At 68.2% G+C, this 18,110-nt stretch carries 15 protein-coding genes; 8 read left to right on the top strand and 7 right to left on the bottom strand.

Annotated features, from left to right (window positions below; translation table 11 throughout):
• Positions 1-187: 187 nt before the first annotated feature.
• From P3L18_RS26365 to P3L18_RS26345, 5 genes are read right to left on the bottom strand one after another with little or no spacing between them, the layout of a single operon-like run.
• Entirely contained in the window at positions 188-1,684 is a 1,497-nt protein-coding gene (locus tag P3L18_RS26365; protein ID WP_276115791.1) for an NAD(P)/FAD-dependent oxidoreductase, read from the bottom strand.
• Positions 1,681-2,283, bottom strand: a complete 603-nt coding sequence (locus P3L18_RS26360) for a TetR/AcrR family transcriptional regulator (RefSeq protein WP_276115790.1) — start codon at positions 2,281-2,283, stop codon at positions 1,681-1,683. The genes P3L18_RS26365 and P3L18_RS26360 overlap by 4 nt, the downstream gene beginning before the upstream one ends.
• Before the next feature lie 54 nt (positions 2,284-2,337).
• Complete coding sequence (locus tag P3L18_RS26355) at positions 2,338-3,549, bottom strand: acetate kinase (protein ID WP_079931319.1); 1,212 nt, start codon at positions 3,547-3,549, stop codon at positions 2,338-2,340.
• Complete coding sequence (gene pta / locus P3L18_RS26350) at positions 3,546-5,720, bottom strand: phosphate acetyltransferase (protein WP_276115789.1); 2,175 nt, start codon at positions 5,718-5,720, stop codon at positions 3,546-3,548. The genes P3L18_RS26355 and pta overlap by 4 nt, the downstream gene beginning before the upstream one ends.
• Before the next feature lie 29 nt (positions 5,721-5,749).
• Complete coding sequence (locus tag P3L18_RS26345) at positions 5,750-6,340, bottom strand: TetR family transcriptional regulator (protein WP_014358677.1); 591 nt, start codon at positions 6,338-6,340, stop codon at positions 5,750-5,752.
• 29 nt (positions 6,341-6,369) lie between these two features.
• Between P3L18_RS26345 and P3L18_RS26340 the strand changes: the two genes are divergently transcribed.
• A complete protein-coding gene (locus P3L18_RS26340; RefSeq protein WP_276115788.1) occupies positions 6,370-7,005 on the top strand; it encodes a GNAT family N-acetyltransferase in 636 nt (211 codons plus the stop codon).
• Here the strand turns inward: P3L18_RS26340 and P3L18_RS26335 are convergent.
• Complete coding sequence (locus P3L18_RS26335) at positions 6,943-7,938, bottom strand: DMT family transporter (RefSeq protein WP_006369474.1); 996 nt, start codon at positions 7,936-7,938, stop codon at positions 6,943-6,945. The genes P3L18_RS26340 and P3L18_RS26335 overlap by 63 nt on opposite strands.
• 75 nt (positions 7,939-8,013) lie before the next feature.
• Here P3L18_RS26335 and P3L18_RS26330 point away from each other — a divergent pair, with 75 nt between their 5' ends.
• Positions 8,014-8,967 carry a LysR family transcriptional regulator gene (locus P3L18_RS26330; protein WP_231386767.1) on the top strand — a complete coding sequence of 318 codons (954 nt, stop codon included), beginning with the start codon at positions 8,014-8,016 and terminating at the stop codon, positions 8,965-8,967.
• A 15-nt stretch (positions 8,968-8,982) separates the two neighbouring features.
• On the opposite strand, the gene fgd is transcribed toward P3L18_RS26330, so the two are convergent.
• The gene (gene fgd / locus P3L18_RS26325; protein WP_079931323.1) at positions 8,983-10,005 is read right to left on the bottom strand and encodes a glucose-6-phosphate dehydrogenase (coenzyme-F420); all 1,023 of its coding nucleotides are present in this window, start codon (positions 10,003-10,005) and stop codon (positions 8,983-8,985) included.
• Between the two features lie 226 nt (positions 10,006-10,231).
• Here fgd and P3L18_RS26320 point away from each other — a divergent pair, with 226 nt between their 5' ends.
• The 6 genes from P3L18_RS26320 to P3L18_RS26295 are packed head-to-tail and all read left to right on the top strand — an operon-like array spanning position 10,232 to position 17,997.
• Positions 10,232-11,242, top strand: a complete 1,011-nt coding sequence (locus tag P3L18_RS26320; protein WP_006369471.1) for an iron ABC transporter permease — start codon at positions 10,232-10,234, stop codon at positions 11,240-11,242.
• Positions 11,239-12,297: an iron chelate uptake ABC transporter family permease subunit gene (locus tag P3L18_RS26315; RefSeq protein WP_276115787.1), complete on the top strand. Its 1,059-nt coding sequence runs from the start codon at positions 11,239-11,241 to the stop codon at positions 12,295-12,297. Before P3L18_RS26320 ends, P3L18_RS26315 begins: the two co-directional genes overlap by 4 nt.
• The gene (locus tag P3L18_RS26310) at positions 12,294-13,142 is read left to right on the top strand and encodes an ABC transporter ATP-binding protein (protein WP_079931325.1); all 849 of its coding nucleotides are present in this window, start codon (positions 12,294-12,296) and stop codon (positions 13,140-13,142) included. Before P3L18_RS26315 ends, P3L18_RS26310 begins: the two co-directional genes overlap by 4 nt.
• Positions 13,139-14,971, top strand: coding sequence for an ABC transporter ATP-binding protein (locus P3L18_RS26305; protein ID WP_014358672.1), 1,833 nt, complete (start codon positions 13,139-13,141; stop codon positions 14,969-14,971). The genes P3L18_RS26310 and P3L18_RS26305 overlap by 4 nt, the downstream gene beginning before the upstream one ends.
• Positions 14,968-16,617, top strand: coding sequence for an ABC transporter ATP-binding protein (locus tag P3L18_RS26300; protein ID WP_276115786.1), 1,650 nt, complete (start codon positions 14,968-14,970; stop codon positions 16,615-16,617). The genes P3L18_RS26305 and P3L18_RS26300 overlap by 4 nt, the downstream gene beginning before the upstream one ends.
• 30 nt (positions 16,618-16,647) lie before the next feature.
• Entirely contained in the window at positions 16,648-17,997 is a 1,350-nt protein-coding gene (locus tag P3L18_RS26295) for a SidA/IucD/PvdA family monooxygenase (RefSeq protein ID WP_079931328.1), read from the top strand.
• Positions 17,998-18,110: the final 113 nt, after the last annotated feature.

The raw sequence follows: 18,110 nt of genomic DNA, 5'->3' as shown, positions 1-18,110 counted from the left end.
AGGGGTCTCGAGGCTCGTCGCTGGCGCTCCTCGGCACCTCGACCATCGGATGGGACGGGCTGGAGCATTCCGGCGCGGGGTGGAACGGCCACCAGGGTGAACGGTTCTCCCCGATGGTCGAGGTGCGAGCCGCGTGCGGCGAGCCTCGAGACCGGCTGCTACGGTGCTGGATTCGGGCCACAGGACGTCAGGAGCGAACCACAGGTTCGCGGACCGGGGCGGGTACACCGATGACATGATCGGCCGGGGCGAAGTGCGACATCATGCGACGGTAGGTGCCGGTGTAGGTCGGCCACATCACCGAGTTGCGGCCGGTCGAGTCGATATACCAGCTACCACAACCACCGGAATTCCAGACGGTGCCAGTCAGCTGGGCGTCGATATCGGCGACGTAGGCGTCACGTGCCGCCTCGGTGACCTCGACGGTCGGGGCGTCGACGGCTTTCAGGTGCGCCAAAGCCTGCCCGATGTAGTAGGCCTGGGCTTCGAGCATCAGGATGATCGACGAGTGACCGAGGTTGGTGTTGGGGCCGTACAACAGAAAAAGATTCGGGAAATCGGGGACCTCGACGCCACGGTAGGCACTCGGCGAACCGTGCCACACCTCGTCGAGTCGTCGACCATCGCGCCCGACGATGACCTTGGCCAACGGCGGGCTCGTCGGGGTGAAACCCGTTGCGAAGATCACCGTGTCGACCTCGAATTCGGTACCGTCAGCACTCACCGCGCCGGTGGGCGTCAGCGAGGCGAGCGCACCGGTCACCCTGGTGTGTGGATGCACCAGCGCCGGATACCACTTGTTGCTGATCAGGATTCGTTTGCATCCGATGGTGAAGTCCGGTGTGAGTCGTCGACGCAACTCCGGATCGGTAACCTGCCGACGAAGGTGCGCAAGCGAGATCGCCCGAAAGGCCCGGAGGACCCGCTGGTGGTGCGCCATGGCGAACACGTGGAACTCGTGCGTGAGCCACGTGAACTTCCGGGCGGCTCGGTGCGCCTTCGGGAATCGTTGATAGACAGCTCGTTCCATCGGTCCGATGGTGCGGTCCAGACGCGGGATCACCCACGAGGGCGTGCGCTGGAACACCACGAGTTCGGCCACCTTGTCGACGATCTCGGGGGCCACCTGGATCGCCGACGCCCCGCTGCCGATCACCGCAACCCGACGGTCCGTCAGATCGTGCGCGTGATTCCATGCAGCCGTGTGGAAGACGGTGCCTTCGTACTCGTCGAGCCCCGGTACCGCAGGTGTCGTCGGCGCCGACAACGCGCCGGGTGCCGCGATGAGGAAGCGGGTCCGAATCGGGCCCTCCGAGGTCTCGACGATCCATCGCTGATCATCGGAGTCCCAAGTCGCTGAAAGCACTTCGCATCCGTAGCGGATCTGATCGGCGAACGCTGCGGCGACGGACTCGGCATAGTTCTTGATCTCCCATCCGCGCCCGTAGGTGTGGGACCAGTCCGGGTTGTCGGCGAACGACAACGAGTACAACGAGGTGGGCACGTCGCAGGCGGCACCCGGATAGCTGTTGTCGCGCCACACGCCACCGGGGCTCTCGGCGCGTTCGACCGCCAGCACCGCCAGATCCGGATGGTCGGTCCGCAGACGATGCAGCGCGGCAAGGCCACCGAATCCGACGCCGACGATCAGAACATCGGGTTCCGTCACAGGGTTCGTGCTCATCGGTTCAATGCCTCCATCAGCATGGTGATCATCCGACGCGCGAACTTGCGGTCGGGATCGGGCTCGCGCAACAGACGTGAGATCGCCAGGCCGCGTGCCAGTTCGGCGGCCAGCTCGATCTGTTCGGTCGAATACCGGCCGCCGAATACCGCGACGCCGGTGGTGACGAGTTCGCCGGCGATCCGCTCCTCCACCGGGATCAGCGCTTCCCGCAGGACCGGGTCGGTGCGGGCGGCCACCCACAATTCCAATGCGGCATAGAAGAGCGGCCCGTCGAACACCTCGAGGAGCAGCGTCAGATCCGCCGCACCCCCGCCGGCGCGTTCGATGATCTCGGCCTTGCGTCGATCGACGAGATGGCCGATCGCAGCGACCACAAGGGCCTCCCGCGTGGGGAACTGGTGCAGCAGCGCCCCGCGCGACACCCCGGCTCGGCGGTTGACCTCCTGGGTGGTCGTCGCCCCGTATCCCCGCTCGATCAGCGAGGCGACGGTCGCGTCGAGCACCTTCTCCCGCGTCGCCGCCGACCGTTGCGCCTGCGTACGCGGCATGGTTGCGGGCGCATCGACACCCGTGAAGGCGGCTTCGGTATCAGCCATAGCGGCGATCGTAGCCGCAAAATCAAAAACAGTCCAGAGTGCTTGTAAGTTTACTCAGGCGCGTTCCCCGACCACCTCGGCCGCCTGCCGGGCGATCGCGAGTTCCTCATTCGTCGGTACCACCAGCACCGCGACCGCACTGTCGTCGGTGGAGATCCGTCGCGCTGTCCTGCTCCGCTCCGCATTGCGGTCGGGATCGACGACGATGCGGTAGTTCTCCAATCCGGCAAGCGCATCGGCGCGGACACCCGCAGCGTTCTCCCCGACACCCGCGGTGAAGGTGATCGCGTCCACCCGACCCAGATCGATCATGTACGCACCGATGTAGCGGCGGAGCCGGTGGATGTAGACGTCGTAGGCGAGTTTCGCGGCCTCGTCGCCGCGTTCGATGCGCTCGGTGACCGACCGGAAGTCGTTCTCGCCGCAGAGCCCCTTGAGACCGGAGTTCTTGTTGAGGAGGGCATCGATCTGGTCGGCGTCGAGTTTGACGACCCGATGCAGATGGAGCACCACGCCGGGATCGATGTCGCCGCTGCGGGTACCCATCACGAGCCCTTCGAGCGGCGTCATCCCCATGCTGGTGTCGATGGGGTCACCTCCTCGTATCGCCGACGCCGACGCACCGTTGCCGAGATGCAGCACGATCTGATGCACCTCGGACGGTTCCTTGCCGAGAAGCGGCGGCACCTGCTCGGACACGTACTGATGGCTGGTCCCGTGAAATCCGTAGCGGCGGATGGCATGCAGCTTGGCCACCCCGCGGTCGATGGCGTAGGTCGCCGCCGCCTCGGGGAGTCCGTGGAAGAAGGCGGTGTCGAAGACCGCGACCGACGGCACGTCGGGCAGCATTTCGCGTGCCGCCTCGATCCCGGTCAGATTCGCCGGATTGTGCAGGGGTGCCAGCGAGGAGATGCGGCGGATCTCGCCGATGACGTGGTCGTCGATGAGGGTCGGGTGGTAGAAGGTTCGTCCGCCGTGTACCACCCGGTGTCCCACCGCCGAGAGCCCCGCACTCGCGAGATCGATACCGCCCGAGGCGAACAGCTCTCGCACCCGCCGGATGGCGGTGAGGTGATCCGGGAGTTCGAGGGTCTCGGTGGTCTTCTCGCCGTCCTGCTCGTGGGTGATCGAACCGTCGTGGTCGCCGATCCGTTCGGCGATCCCCTCGGCCACCACGACCTCGGTATCGGGATGTACCAGTTGGTATTTCAGCGATGACGAGCCCGCATTGAGGACCAGGACCGCCCCGGCGACATGGTCGCTCATGCCTCGCGCCGCCTCGTTGCCGCCATGTTCTGCGCCTGGATCGCGGTGATCGCCACGGTGTTGACGATGTCGTCGACCAGCGCACCCCGGGACAGATCGTTGATCGGCCGCCGAATACCTTGCAGCACGGGCCCGATGGCGACCGCCCCGGCGCTACGCTGAACGGCCTTGTAGGTGTTGTTACCGGTGTTCAGATCGGGGAAGATGAGCACCGTCGCGCGTCCGGCCACCGAAGAGTCCGGCATCTTCGTCGCCGCCACGGACGGCTCGACGGCGGCGTCGTACTGAATCGGGCCTTCCACCAACAACTGTGGGGCGCGTTCGCGGACCAGATCGGTGGCCACGCGCACCTTGTCGACATCGGCACCGGTTCCCGAACTACCCGTCGAATACGAGAGCATGGCCACCCGCGGCTCGATACCGAACCCGGAAGCCGTTGCCGCCGAAGAGATCGCGATGTCGGCGAGTTGCTCGGCGGTGGGGTCGGGCACGATCGCGCAATCACCGTAGGCGAGCACCTTATCGGCCAGACACATGAAGAACACGCTCGAGACCGTCGAGACCCCCGGCGTCGTCTTGATCACCTCGAATGCGGGCCGGATGGTGTGCGCGGTGGTGTGGGCGGCGCCGGAGACCATACCGTCGGCACGCCCGGTGTAGACCAGCATCGTGCCGAAGTACGACACGTCGCGCATTCGTTCCTGCGCCTGCTCGAAGTCGACACCCTTGTTCTTGCGCAGCTCGGCGTAGATGTGCGCGAACTCGTCGGTGAGCGGTGAGGTCGCGGGGTCGATGACCTGCACACCGTCGAGATCCACCCCGAGTTCGTGGGCGCGGCGCGGTACGGCCGCCTCGTCGCCGAGGATGATCAGCGACACCACCCCACGACGAAGCAATCGCCCTGCCGCGCGCAGGATTCGGTCGTCGTCACCCTCGGGCAGCACGATGCACCGACGGTCGGCGCGGGCCCGAACGATCAGCCCGTACTCGAACATCTGCGGCGTCATGATCTCCGGGGTCGGCACCTTGAGTACCTTCATCATCGCCTCGGGATCGATGTGGGTCTCCATCAATCCCAGTGCCGCCTCGATCTTGCGCGCCGACCCGACCGCGACGCGGCCGCGGGTATTGGCCGCGGTGCGGGCGGTCTCGTAGGTCCCCTGCTCGCACATGATGATCGGCAGCGTCGACTGCAGACCGTCGACGAGCGCGTCGATCATCGGGTGCGGTCGCATCCCGCCGTTGAGGATGATGCCCGACAGCCGCGGAAATCCTTGTGCCGCATTCGCATTGACAAGAGCGAGCAGGACGTCCGAGCGGTCGGCGGGGGCAATGACCACGGTGCCCTCGGACAGCCGTTCCAGGATGTGCTCGACGGTCATCCCGCCGACCATGACCTTGAGCGCCTCCCGATCGAGGAGCTCCGGGTCGCCGCTGTACAGACTCGCCCGCAGCGAGTCCTTGAGTTCGGCCATCGTCGGGGCGAAGAGCACCGGCTCCTCCGGCAGACACCACGTGGGCACCGAGATCCTCGACAACTCGGCCGCCACCGCCGACATCTGTTCGGGGTCACACCGATTCGCGATCACGGCGGCCGTGGTGGCGTGGATGGCGGCGATATCGGCGAGCAGGCGCTCGGCGGTCTCCCGCACTTCCACCGGGGTGCGCCCGGAAGCATTGAGCGCCAAGATGATCGGCGCCGCAAGATTGGCGGCGACGCGCGCATTGTAGGCGAGTTCGGACGGGTTGCCGACGTCGGTGTAGTCCGAGCCGATGATCACCACCGCATCGCAGCGCGCCTCCACCGCGTGGAACCGGGCCACGATCTCGGCGATCGCGCCGTCGGGTGCGGCGTGTACCTGGTCGTAGGTGACGCCGATGCAGTCGTCATAGTCGATGTCGGCCGAGGCGTGCTCGATGAGCATCTCGACGAGGTAGTCGCGTTCACCCGCGCCGGCCCGCGAGATCGGCCGAAACACCCCCACCCGGCCGCCGGTCGCACTCAGCAGCGACAGCACACCGAGCGCGACGGTCGACTTGCCGGTGTCACCCTCGGCCGAGGCGATGTAGACCTTCGTGGACACCGCCGGGGTGGATACCACCGGGCTCGACACCACCGGCCGGTCGTTCGATCCATCCTCGTCGGTGGCGGTGGTCGTCTCTGCACCCATGGCCGTAACCCTAATGGTTCTGCTCGGCCTCAGTCGGCCGGCCGATCGGTGGGCCGCGCATCGTCGGGCGCATCACTGACGATGGCGCGCACCACCAGGTCGGCGATCTGCTCGTCGGACAACGAACTGTCGGGCACGAGCATCACCGAATAGATCATGCGCACCAGGAATTCGGCTGCCCCACGGGCGTCGGGCACCAGGTGCTGACCGATCTCCGGCGCCATGTCGGGTAGGGCCTCGTCGACGATCCGTGCGACCAGGGAAGGCCCCTCCGAGTCGGTGGTGCTGATCAACGCCCGCACGATCTCCTCGGGTTCGTGGCGCAGCACGTACTGCAAGGCCTCGTGCTCGCGGATGTAGGGCAGCACGTGTCGGATCTGGGCGCGCACCTTGCCGGCGGCATCGGGTTCGGTCGCCGCCCACTCGCGCAACTGCACGCGCAGCTGGGCGACCTCTCGGTCGACGATCGCGGCGACCAGCGCGTCACGGCCACCGAACATGCGGTAGGCGGTCGCCCGCGCCACCCCGGCGTGCCGGGCCACCGAGGTCAGACTCAGTGTCTTCGCGCCGAAACGCGACACGAGCCCGACTCCCACCTCCACCATCCGATCGCGGTCCACCTGAAGAACTTATCGAAGACCCCGCGTCGATGTGGAGCGCCCGCGTCGGTGAGAATCGGCTCGTCCACACCTACCGACCATCGGGGGCTGCCATGCACATCCGCGACGCCGAATCCGGCGACGTCGACGGCATCACCGTCATCTACAACCACGCCGTCGAGCACACCACCGCGATCTGGAACGATCAGCTCGTCGACGCCGACAACCGCCGCGAGTGGCTCGCCGGGCGGCAGGCCGCCGGTTTCCCTGTGCTCGTCGCGGTGGAGGACTCCGCAGTGGAGGACTCCCCGGTGGGGGATGTCCCAGAATCCACCGGAAGTCCGGCGGCAGAACATGTCCTGGGCTACGCGACCTACGGTCCGTACCGCCCGCACGACGGCTACCGCCACACCGTGGAACACTCGGTCTACGTCCGCGAGGGACAGCAGGGGCGCGGAATCGGCAGCCTGCTGATGGATGCACTGATCACCCGGGCCCGCGAGAATCGGGTGCATGTGATCGTCGCGGGTATCGACGCCGCCAACACCGGATCGATCCGGCTGCACGAGCGGCTCGGTTTCTCTCGGGTGGGGTTGCTCACCGAGGTCGGGACGAAGTTCGGGTCATGGCTTGACCTCGCATTCCTCCAGCTCACGCTCGACGATCGGGCGCCCACCGACGACTGATCGCCGACCGCCGGGGATCTTGATGAGGCCGCGGGTCAGCGCCACCCCGAGCAGGCACAGCACCCCGCCGACGATGCGCAGCGGTGTCGGGATCTCCGAGAGCAGCAGCCACGACAGGACGATGACCAGGGCCGGAACGACGAGGGTGGTCGCGGCCATCGCGCCGGCGTCGGTGCGCGAGAGGGCGTACGCCCAGGTGGTGAAGGCGATCGCGGTGGGCCCGACGCCGAGGAACACCATCCAGGCGAGGTCGGCGGCCGAGGCCGAGGCGACCTCACCGATCGCGGCGGGCACGAACGGCAGGGTGACGACAAGGCCGGCGACCGCGCCCCAGAAGGTTGCGGTCAGGGCATCGACGGTGGCCAGCGCGACCTTCTGCAACAGCACGCCGGTGGCGTAGAGGACCGCGGCGAGCAGACCCAGCCCGACGCCGAGCCAGTCGGCGTGCGCTCCCCCGCCGCCGAACGTGATGAGCACGACGCCGGCGAAGGCGATCGCGATCCCGACGCTCAGTTGGGTCGAGAACCCTTCGCCGAGAAAGAGTCCCGCGAAGACCGCGACGAGGATCGGGGCGAAGTTGACCAGCAACGAGGCGGTTCCGGCGTCGATGTGGCGTTCGGCCCAGTTGAGCACCACACTGTAGACGCCGAACCAGGCCACCCCGTAGGCCAGCACGAGCACGAGCGCCCGGCCGCGCGGCGGTCGGAACGCCGAGCGGCGAACCCCTCGTCGCGCCTTCATGCCGGCGATGGCAACGATCACCGCGAGGGCGACCACCGCGACGGCCAGGCGTCCCACCGCGAGCACGCCGGGCGAGAAGGCGTGCCCGGCCGAACGGATCGCGATGAACGACAGCGCCCACAGCGTGACCGTGGTCAGCGCGGCCAGCGCCGGGAGATTCAGAGTGCGCGATCCGAAGGTCATGTTCTCCATGGTCGACCATCGGAGACTTCAGCACAATTTCATATTTCTACACTGACCCATCAGTGTGACTGTATGGTCGTGGTCATGATCGATCCCCACCGCCTCCGCATCTTCCGCGCCGTGGTCGCCGAGGGGTCGATCGGCGGCGCCGCCGCGGCGCTCGGTTACACCCCGTCCGCGGTCAGTCAGCACATCGCCGGGCTGCAGCGCGAGACCGGACTCGCGCTGATCGAGCGGGTGGGGCGCGGAATCGTCCCGACCGATGCCGGCACGACGCTGGCCGCCGAGTCCTCGGTGGTCTTCGACGGCCTCTCGCGCCTCGACGGCCTGGTCGCCGATCTGCGACACGGCAACGCCGGCACCCTGCGCGTCGCCTACTTCGCCTCCGCGGGCGCGGCATGGATGCCGGAGATCATCGCCACCATCGGCCGCGAGTTCCCGGACACCCGACTCGATCTGCGGCTGATCGAGCTGGCCGATCCCGAGGCGAGCGCACCCGACATCGAGATCTATGTGGAGAGCCCGGAGAGCGCCCTGAGCCGAGCACCGATCGTCACCCCGGTTCCCGGCTTCGACTCCGTACCTCTGGTGACCGAGGACTATCTGGTGGTCGTCGGCGAAGGCTCGGCGTACGCCGGTTGCGACCAGGTGACGCTGCGCGAACTCGCCGACGACGCCTGGATCGACAACGACGTGGCACGCGGACCGTGTCGCGAGGGCTTGCTGAGAGCTTGTACCGCAGCAGGTTTCACCCCGAACTTCCGTGTCGAGACCCACGACTACGGCACCGCCATGCGCTTCGTCGCCGCCGGTGTCGGGCTGACCGTGGTGCCGGCACTGGCGGTGATCGACCTTCCTGCGGGCGTGCGCACCGTCGCGATCGCCGAACCCACCCCGCGGCGAGCACTGGCGTTGCGCCGTCATCACCGGGCTCGGCAGAATCCGGTGGCCGAGCGCGTCATCAACCTGCTCTACGAGCAGGTGCGGCGCACGCACGGGATGGTGGAGCCGTCGTCATTGGCGCCCACCGAAGTCTGACGCGGACGACGAAACCTAGTCGACGACAGTCAGTTTGCGCAATCGCGGCGCGAGATCCTTCTCGAAGTTCGCCAGGAACCGCCGCTGATCGTGGCCGGGCGCGTGGAACACCAGGTGGTTGAGGCCGGCGTCGGTGTAGAACTTGACCTTCTCGACGGCCTCGTCGGGGTCGGAGGCGACGATCCAGCGCTTGGCGACCTGCTCGATCGGCAGTTCGTCGGCCAACCGCTCCATCTCCGTCGACGAGTTGACGCTGTGCTTCTGTTCCGCGGTCAGCGACAGCGGGGCCCAGAATCGGCAGTTCTCCAGCGCCAGTTGCGGATCGGGATCGTAGGAGATCTTGATCTCGATCATCCGGTCGATCTTGGTGAAGTCGCGGTCGGCCTTCTCCGCGCCCTCCTTGACCGCCGGGATCAGCTTCTCGGTATAGAGTTCGGCACCCTTGCCGGAGGTGCAGATGAACCCGTCGCCGGCCCGACCGGCATACCGCGCGACGACCGGCCCGCCGGCCGCCACGTACACCGGAATCGGTTGTTCGGGAACGTCATACATGTACGCGCCCTGGGTGTGGTAGTAGTCGCCGTCGAAGTCGACCTGGTCACCGGTCCACAGTTGACGCATCAGGGCGATGGCCTCGCGCAGTCGAGCGAAGCGTTCCTTGAATTCCGGCCACTCCCCCTGGAAACCGGTCGCGTACTCGTTGAGCGCCTCACCGGTGCCCACGCCGAGCATGATGCGGCCCGGGTACATACAGCCCATCGAGGCGAAGGCCTGGGCGATGACCGCCGGGTTGTAACGGAACGTCGGCGTCATCACCGAGGTACCGATCTGCACCCGCTTGGTGCGTTCGCCGACCGCGGCCATCCAGGCCAGCGAGAACGGCGCGTGCCCGCCGTTGTGGCGCCACGGCTGAAAGTGGTCGCTCACCGCGACCGAATCCATCCCGTGTTCCTCGGCGGCGACCGCGATCTCCACCAACTCGCGGGGATCGAACTGCTCCGCCGACGCCTTCAGACCGAGCTTGAGTTCCTGTGCCATGCCTCCACCTCACTGCCGGCCACATCGGCGGCTACCGAACCGAACGATCACTCCGGGCTCCAACCTACTCATGGAATCGATCGTCTGTCAGTGCAGCCTCCGCCACCGGCGGCCAGGGACTTAGGTAAGGCTCCATATAGACTCGCTGCGGATCGGAGAACGCGGCACTTGGTGCATCCGGGGAGAGGTGGTGACGATGACGGCAACGGCGACAGTATCCCCGTCGATGACGACCGCAACCCGACGCCGCGTGCTCACCGTGTCGGTCGCGGTCGTGCTGATGCTGGTGGGTGCGGTGCTGTCGTTGTGGATCGGCACGCGCTGGACCGATCCGGCCCAGGTGATCGACGCCCTGACCGCGGGTCGGGGCCATGGCGGCGACATCGGGATCATCGTGTGGGATCAGCGAATTCCCCGCACCCTGATGGCCATCGCGGTCGGTGCGGCGATAGCCCTGTCCGGGGCGCTCGTGCAGGGCCTGACCGGCAATCCGCTCGGCGACCCGGGTGTCCTCGGCATCTCCGGCGGCGCCGCATTCTTCTCCGTGCTCGCGGTCTTCCTCTTCGGCCTGCAGAGCGTGTCGGCCTACGTGTGGTTCGCCGTCGCCGGCGCGATCATCGCCGCTGCACTGGTCTTCGGGGTGGCCTCGCTCGGCGGCGGGGGCGCCAACCCGCTGTCACTGATCCTCGCCGGTGCGGCGTGCTCGGCGTTCTTCATCGCCGGGACGACAGCGGTGATCCTGCACGATCAGGCCAGCCTCAACCAGTACCGCTTCTGGAGTGCCGGCTCGCTGGTGGAACGCGACCTCGGCATCCTCGCCGGTGTCGCGCCACTGATGATCGTCGGCGTGGTGGTGGCCCTGGCATGCGGCCCGTCGCTCAACGTGCTCGCCGCAGGTCCGGAACTGGCCACCGCGCTCGGCGTCCGGGTCGGGATGATCCGCGGCGCATGCTTTCTCGCCCTGACCCTGCTGGCCGCCGCGGGCACCGCGGCAGCCGGACCGATCGCCTTCCTCGGGCTGGTGGTCCCGCATATCGTGCGGCATTTCACCGGCCCCGACCATCGCTGGCTACTCGTGGCGTGTATGCCCGCGGGCGCCGCGTTGATGCTCGTCGCCGACGTCATCGGCCGGGTGGTCATGCGTCCCGCCGAGGTCCAGGTCGGGGTGATCCTCGCGTTCATCGGCGTGCCGGTCTACATCTATCTGGTGCGTCGCCGCCGGATGGTGCAGACATGACGGCCACCCTCCCCCGCCCCGACGAACTCGTCTGGCCGGTACCGCGCATGCGTATCAAGCGTCGAGGCGTGCTGCTGACGCTGCTGCTGGCGGCGATCGTGGTCATCGCCGCCCTCGTCGAGTTGGCGTCGGGCCCCTATTTCATCCCGCTGGCCGACGTGGCGCAGGTCGTGGTCGGCGGCGGCGACCGCATCGACCGGGTGACCGTGCTCGACTGGCGCATGCCGCGGGTGCTGGTCGGCCTCGGCGTGGGTGTGGCGCTCGGTGCGGCCGGTGCGATCACCCAGTCACTGGCCCGGAATCCCTTGGCCAGCCCCGATTTGCTGGGTGTCTCGATGGGCGCCTCGGCGGCCGCCGTCACGATGCTCGTACTGCTGCCCGCGGGCCTGGTGATCGGCGGGGTCACCGTCGGAACGCTCGGGGCCGCGCTCCTCGGCGGCATCCTGGTGTCCGTCGTCATCACCGCGCTGGCCTACCGGGGCGGCCTGGAATCGATGCGGTTGGTGCTCATCGGGGTGGGGGTCAATGCCCTGGCCAGCGCCGTCATCTCGCTGATGCTGGTGCAGTCACGTCTGGCCCAGGCCGCCGACGTCGTATCGTGGCTGACCGGATCACTGGAGGCCCGTACCTGGGGACAGGTCGTCCCGCTGTGGATCACGATCGGCGTCGGGATGTCGTTGATCGCGTTGGCGGCGTTCGACTTTCGGGTCACCCATCTCGGCGACGCCGTCTCTCGTGCGCTCGGTGTGCCGGTCCGCACCACCCTGTTGTTGCTGTGGATCCCGGCCGTGGTGATGACCGCGGCGACGGTCGCCGCAGCCGGCCCCATCACCTTCGTCGCGCTGGCCGCACCGCAACTGGCCCGGCTCCTCTATCGCAGCCCCACCCCGCCGGTGATCGGCAGCGCACTGGTCGCGGCCGCGCTCGTTCTCTACGCCGATCTCCTCGCGCGTTACGCCCTGGGATCGGCTCCGGTCGGCATCGTGACCTCCGCTCTCGGTGCGCCGTTCCTGCTCGTCCTCCTCATCCGCGTGAATCGAAAGGTGACCGTATGAGTGCGCCCCCCACCGAGGCACTGGCCGCCCGCGGCATCAGCGTCGGCTACCGCGGCACGCCGGTGATCACCGACCTGGACCTGACCATCCCCCGTGGACGGCTGACCTGCATCATCGGCCCCAACGGCTGCGGCAAATCGACACTGCTCAAAGCACTTTCGAGGCTGATCCCCATCTCGTCGGGACGGGTGGAGATCAACGGGCGGGCGCTCGGCGATCTGTCCACGCGGGAACTCGCCACCGCGATGGCGGTGCTGCCGCAGAGTCCGATCGCGCCGGAGGGAATCCTGGTGGCCGACCTCGTCGCCCTCGGCCGCCATCCCCACCAGAGTTGGCTGCGCCAGTGGTCGGCGGGCGACGGCGATGTGGTGCATGCGGCTCTCGCCCAGACCGGCGTGGCCGATCTCGCCGACCGCACCGTCGATTCGCTCTCCGGCGGACAGCGGCAGCGGGTGTGGATCGCAATGGTGCTCGCGCAACAGACCGACACACTGCTCCTCGACGAGCCGACCACCTTCCTGGATCTGTCCCGCAGCCTCGAGGTCCTCGACCTCATCGACGTCCTGCACACCGAACAGCGGCGGACGGTGGTGATGGTGCTGCACGATCTGGCGCTGGCCTGCCGCTACAGCGACGAGTTGGTGGTGATGCGCGACGGCGCGGTGATCACCCAGGGCGCACCGCAGGACGTGATCACCGAAGAAATGCTGTGGGAGGTGTTCGGTCTGCGTAGCCGCGTCATGGCCGATCCGGTGTCGTCGCGGCCGCTGGTGGTGCCCGTCGGCGAGCGGTGTACCGACGTCGTGCCGGGAGGCCGCACAGAATCACGGGGCCGCGCCGTATGACGCAGCCGTCGCCGGAGCACCACGAGTCCGACGCATCCACGCTGCTGCCGATCGCGACGCCGCGTGAGGTGCTCGCCTACCTCGGCGCCGAGCTGCGTCGGCATCTGCCGCTGAGTATCGGGGTGGTGCTCACCTCGGTCATCGGAGCAGGTGCCTCGCTGGTCGCGGTGCTCGCGCTCGGCTCGATCGTCGACGCGGTCCGGGCGGGCAACGACCGCGGAATCCTCGTCGGCGTCGCGATCGCGGTGGTGATCGCCGCGGTGGTGACCGCCGTGTTCACCGCACTGTCGGAAACGTTGCTCGCCACCCTGATCGCACGCCTGCTGGCCACCATGCGCGAGCGGGTGGTGGCCGCGGTGCTGTGCCTGCCGGTCACCCGGATCGAACGGGCCGGACACGGGGATGCGCTGTCGCGGGTCGGCGCCGACATCGCGGTTCTCGTCGCGGGCTCGCGCACCGCGATCCCCGCGATCTTCAGCTCGTCGGTGCTCATCGTCGTCTCGGTGGCGGGCTTGTTCTCCCTCGACTGGCGGTTGGCGCTGGCCGGTCTGGGCGCCGCACCGGCCTATGTCGCGGCCATGCGCTGGTATCTGCCCCGGTCCTCACCGAAGTATCGCCAGCTCCGCACCGCCGAGGCCGATCACATCGACCGCCTCGTCGGAGGTATCGACGGGCTGACGACGGTCCGTGCCTACGGTCTGGAGACCGCCACCCGTGACCGGATCGACGCCTCGGCCCGCTCGGTGCGCGACATCTCCGTCTCGGTGTTCGGGGTACTCGAACGGTTCGTCTCTCGCGAGAACCGCGCCGAATTCGTCGGTCTCTCACTGATCATCGTCGTCGGATGGCTGCTGCTGCGGGCCGGTGACGTCAGTCTCGGGCAGGTGGCCGCGGCCACCCTGTTGTTCCATCGACTCTTCAATCCGATCGGCGCCATCCTGACCTTCTTCGACGAGGCTCAACGGTCGGGGGCGGCGATGACCCGGGTCGTCGGGGTGATCGACACCCTCGCTCCGGGAACCCGGCCGCATCTGCCGCCCGCCGAGCCGGGGCCGGTGGAGATCGTGGTGCGCGGGCTGCGCCACCACTATCACGCGAACGGTGCCCCGGCGGTCGACGACGTCGATCTGACGATCCCGGCCGGCACGAGTCTCGCGCTGGTCGGCGCCTCCGGTGCCGGCAAGACGACCATCGCCTCGCTGACCGCCGGGGTGCTCACCCCGATCGGCGCGCCACCGGATGCGATCCGCTACAACGATGTACCGATCTCCGGTCTCGGCGAGGACCGGATCCGCGCGTTCACGAGCGTGGCGACGCAGGAGACCCATGTATTCGCTGGCACCCTCGCCGACGATCTGCGTCTGGCCCGACCCGACGCCGACGACGAGCAGCTGTGGTCGGCGCTGGCCAAGGTGGGTGCCGATCACTGGGTCCGCGAACTCGACGAGGCCCTCGACACCCGTATCGGCTCCGGCGGCCTCACGCTCGACCCGATGCGCGCCCAGCAGATCGCGCTGGCACGGCTGTTGTTGCGCGACACCCCGGTGGTGGTTCTCGACGAGTCGACCGCAGAGGCCGGCTCTCGCGGCGCGGCGCGGCTCGAGGCCGCGGCGGCGGCCGTCACCCGCGGTCGCACCGCGTTGATCGTGGCCCACCGCCTCAGCCAGTCGGCGGCGGCCGATGCCGTCGCCGTCATCGACGGCGGCCGGGTGGTGGAGTACGGCACCCACCGAGAACTACTCGACGCCGACGGACGGTACGCCGCGCTGTGGCGCGTGTGGTCGAGCGCCACCGAGCACGACGGGACTCGAGAGGACGGCGCCCGATGAGCCGGACACCCGACCGTGCCGCGGTGGCCCTGCTGCGCGACGCCGTCCGACGCAATCGCGGCGCGGTGGCGGTGGGCTCGGTACTGCTGTGCGTGTACCAGGCCGCCGAGGCGGCGGTGCCGGTGCTCCTCGGCGTCATCATCGATCGAGCGATGACCTCGGACAGCTGGTGGGCGCCGGTGATCTCGATCGCGGCCCTCGGCGCGGTCATCACGTGCGTGTCGGTGTCGTGGCGCACCGCCTATCGCGGGCTGCAGCGGGCCAATGCCGGACACGTGCGTCACCTGCGGGCGATGTTGTCCGCCAAGGTGATCACCGCGCGCGACAACGATTCGCCATTGTCGCGAGACGAGTACGTCACGGTGATTGCCGAGGACACCGCGCAGGCCTCCGACATCATCGAGGTGATCCCGGTGACCATCTCCTCGGCGGTCGGCGTGCTGGCCGGTGCCGTGGTGCTGACGGTGATCGATCCGCTGCTGGGCAGCGTCGCCCTGGTAAGTACGGTGTTGTTGCTGGCCGCACTGAACCTGTTGTCGCGCAAGGTCACCCACCGTACCGAGGAACAGCAGGAGCTCATCGCCCGGGCGACCGGCGCGGTCGCGGATCTGTTGCGCGGACTGCGGCCGCTGAGCGGCTTCGCCGGACGCGGCCCGGCATACGACCGCTACCGCACACTGTCGGCCACCACGCGCAGCCATGCCGAACGCCTGGCCCGGATCTCCGGCGTGTACGAGGGTATCTCCGCCGGTGCCGCAGCCCTTCTCGTCGGCGTGGTCGGCACGCTGGCCGGCGTCCGCGCATTCTCCGGTGACATCTCCATCGGCGATCTGGTCGCGGTGGTCGGACTCAGCCAATTCATCGCCGAACCCCTCGGCCAGCTCAGCCGGATGCCTCGATTCGCCGCGCTGGCACGGGGTTCGGCCCGCCGGGTGGTACTGCTGGGATCCGGGCGCACCGGCGAAGGCGGTGCCCCGGTGACCACCCCGGCGCCGTCGGGCACGGTCCACCGGAGTACGCATCCCGACCTCCTCGTGCAGGTGGACACCACCGAGATCGCCGTGACCGCAGGCGCCCTGGTGGCGGTCGACTGCACCACCGACCAAGCAGCACGGGTGGCCACCGCTCTTGCCGCGGGTCCCGACGCGCCCCCCGAGGCACCGTCGATCTCGGTGCGCGGCACCGAGATCGGTGATCTCGACGCGGCCGGCCTCCGGCGGGTGGTGCTCGCCGATGCGCGGCACCCGGCGATCTTCGGCGGGCGCCTGGGCGCGGTCGTCCACCCCGACGGGACGCACTACGAGCCCGGTTCGGAGCCGGCGGACATCCTCACCGAGTTGGGTCTCGACGAGTTGGTCGACGACACCGCCGCGCTCCTCGATCATCCGGTCGCCGACCGCGGGGGCAACCTCTCCGGCGGACAACGCCAGCGGGTGGCACTGGCCCGTGCGCTGCATGCGAATCCGGACATCCTGGTGCTGGTGGACCCGACCTCCGCGGTCGACGCGGTGACCTCGGCAATCACCGCCGACACGGTCCGCCGACGCCGGCGGGGAAAGACCACTCTCGTCCTCGCCGCGAGTCCCGCGTTTCTCCGGTTGGCCGACAATGTCGTATCTTTGGAGGACAAACAAAGGCTAGGCTAACCAAATCAGAGGTGTGTGATAGTGAAGCCGATGACCACAACTCGCGACGTGGTGGGCGTGGGGTTCGGCCCGGGAAACCTCGGGCTCGCGATCGCCATGAGCGAATACGACGACGCAGACCAGAACTCTCCACCGCTCGACACGGTGTTCCTCGAACGTCGCCACACGTTCGGCTGGCACCCCGGCATGCTCCTACCCGGGACCAACATGCAGATCTCCTTCCTCAAGGACCTTGTCACCCAACGCAATCCGCGCAGCCGATTCACCTTCGTCAACTATCTGGTGGAGAAGGACAGGCTGACCGGCTTCATCAACCGGCAGACCTTCACCCCCGAACGGGTCGAATTCGCCGACTACCTGTCCTGGGTCGCCGACCACGTCGCCGCCGATGTCCGCTACGGCCGCAACGTGATCGGGGTCGAACAGGTCGATCCCCACGACGCCGACGCCCCGGCGGGAGCACGCTTTCGCGTGGTGACGACATTGGACGACGGGTCGGTCGAGACATACTTCTCGCGCACCGTCGTCGTCGCGCTCGGCCTGCGAGAACGGTTGCCGGAGTGGGCCGATCGCCCCGAGCTCACCGAGAGCGGCCGGGTCTTCCACAACCACCGCTTCCTCGATCATCTCGATGCCCTGCGGGCCGACATCGCCGGATCGGAATTCCTGGTCGTCGGCGGTGGGCAGTCGGCCGCGGAGGCCATCGACTACCTCTACACCCGGGGCGCAGGCGTCACCTCCACCTTCCACGGCTACGGCTTCGCCCCCGCCGACGACAGCCCGTTCGCCAACCAGGTGTTCGACCCCTCCGCGGTGGACGATTTCTACGCCGCATCCGAGGATGTCCGTGCCGACCTGCTCAACCGGCATCGCTACACCAATTACTCCTGTGTGGAGCCGCAATTGCTCACCACCCTGCACGATCACCACTACCGCGAGTCGGTGACCGGCCAGAGCAGACTGCACCTGCGCCGATCGACCGCGGTGACCTCGGCTTCGGTCACCGATCAGGGGCGCGTGCAGGTCGAGTTGTACGACCGTATCCATCGCACCCACGACACCGTCACCGTCGACGCCGTCGTCTGCGCCACCGGATTCACCTCACCGGGCGTCGACGGCATCAGTTCCATCGGTGACACATGCGTCGTCGGCCGCGACCATCAGGCGGTGGTCGACGGCACCCGCATCGCCGGACTGTTCGTCCAGGGGGCCTCCCAGGGCACCCACGGCCTCGGGGCCACCCTGCTCTCCAACATCGCCATCCGGGCCGGTGAACTGCGCTCGGCCATCATCTCCGAACTGGCCCAGCCGGAACCGGCCGAATCGGAGTTGGCGGCGTCGGGACGGGGCGGGCAGCATCGCTCCCACTCGGGCATGTGACTCACCCCACCACCCCGACCCGCTATCACCCCCGACATCACAGGGTCCGATTCCACAGGGTCCGATACCACTGTGTCCGTCACCACCACGGGCCGATCAGCCGGCAGCGCATG

Origin of the sequence: Gordonia sp. N1V, assembly GCF_029269935.1 — a bacterium.
In the GTDB taxonomy this organism is placed as follows: domain Bacteria; phylum Actinomycetota; class Actinomycetes; order Mycobacteriales; family Mycobacteriaceae; genus Gordonia; species Gordonia polyisoprenivorans.
This window is presented reverse-complemented; position numbering and strand designations above follow the sequence as displayed.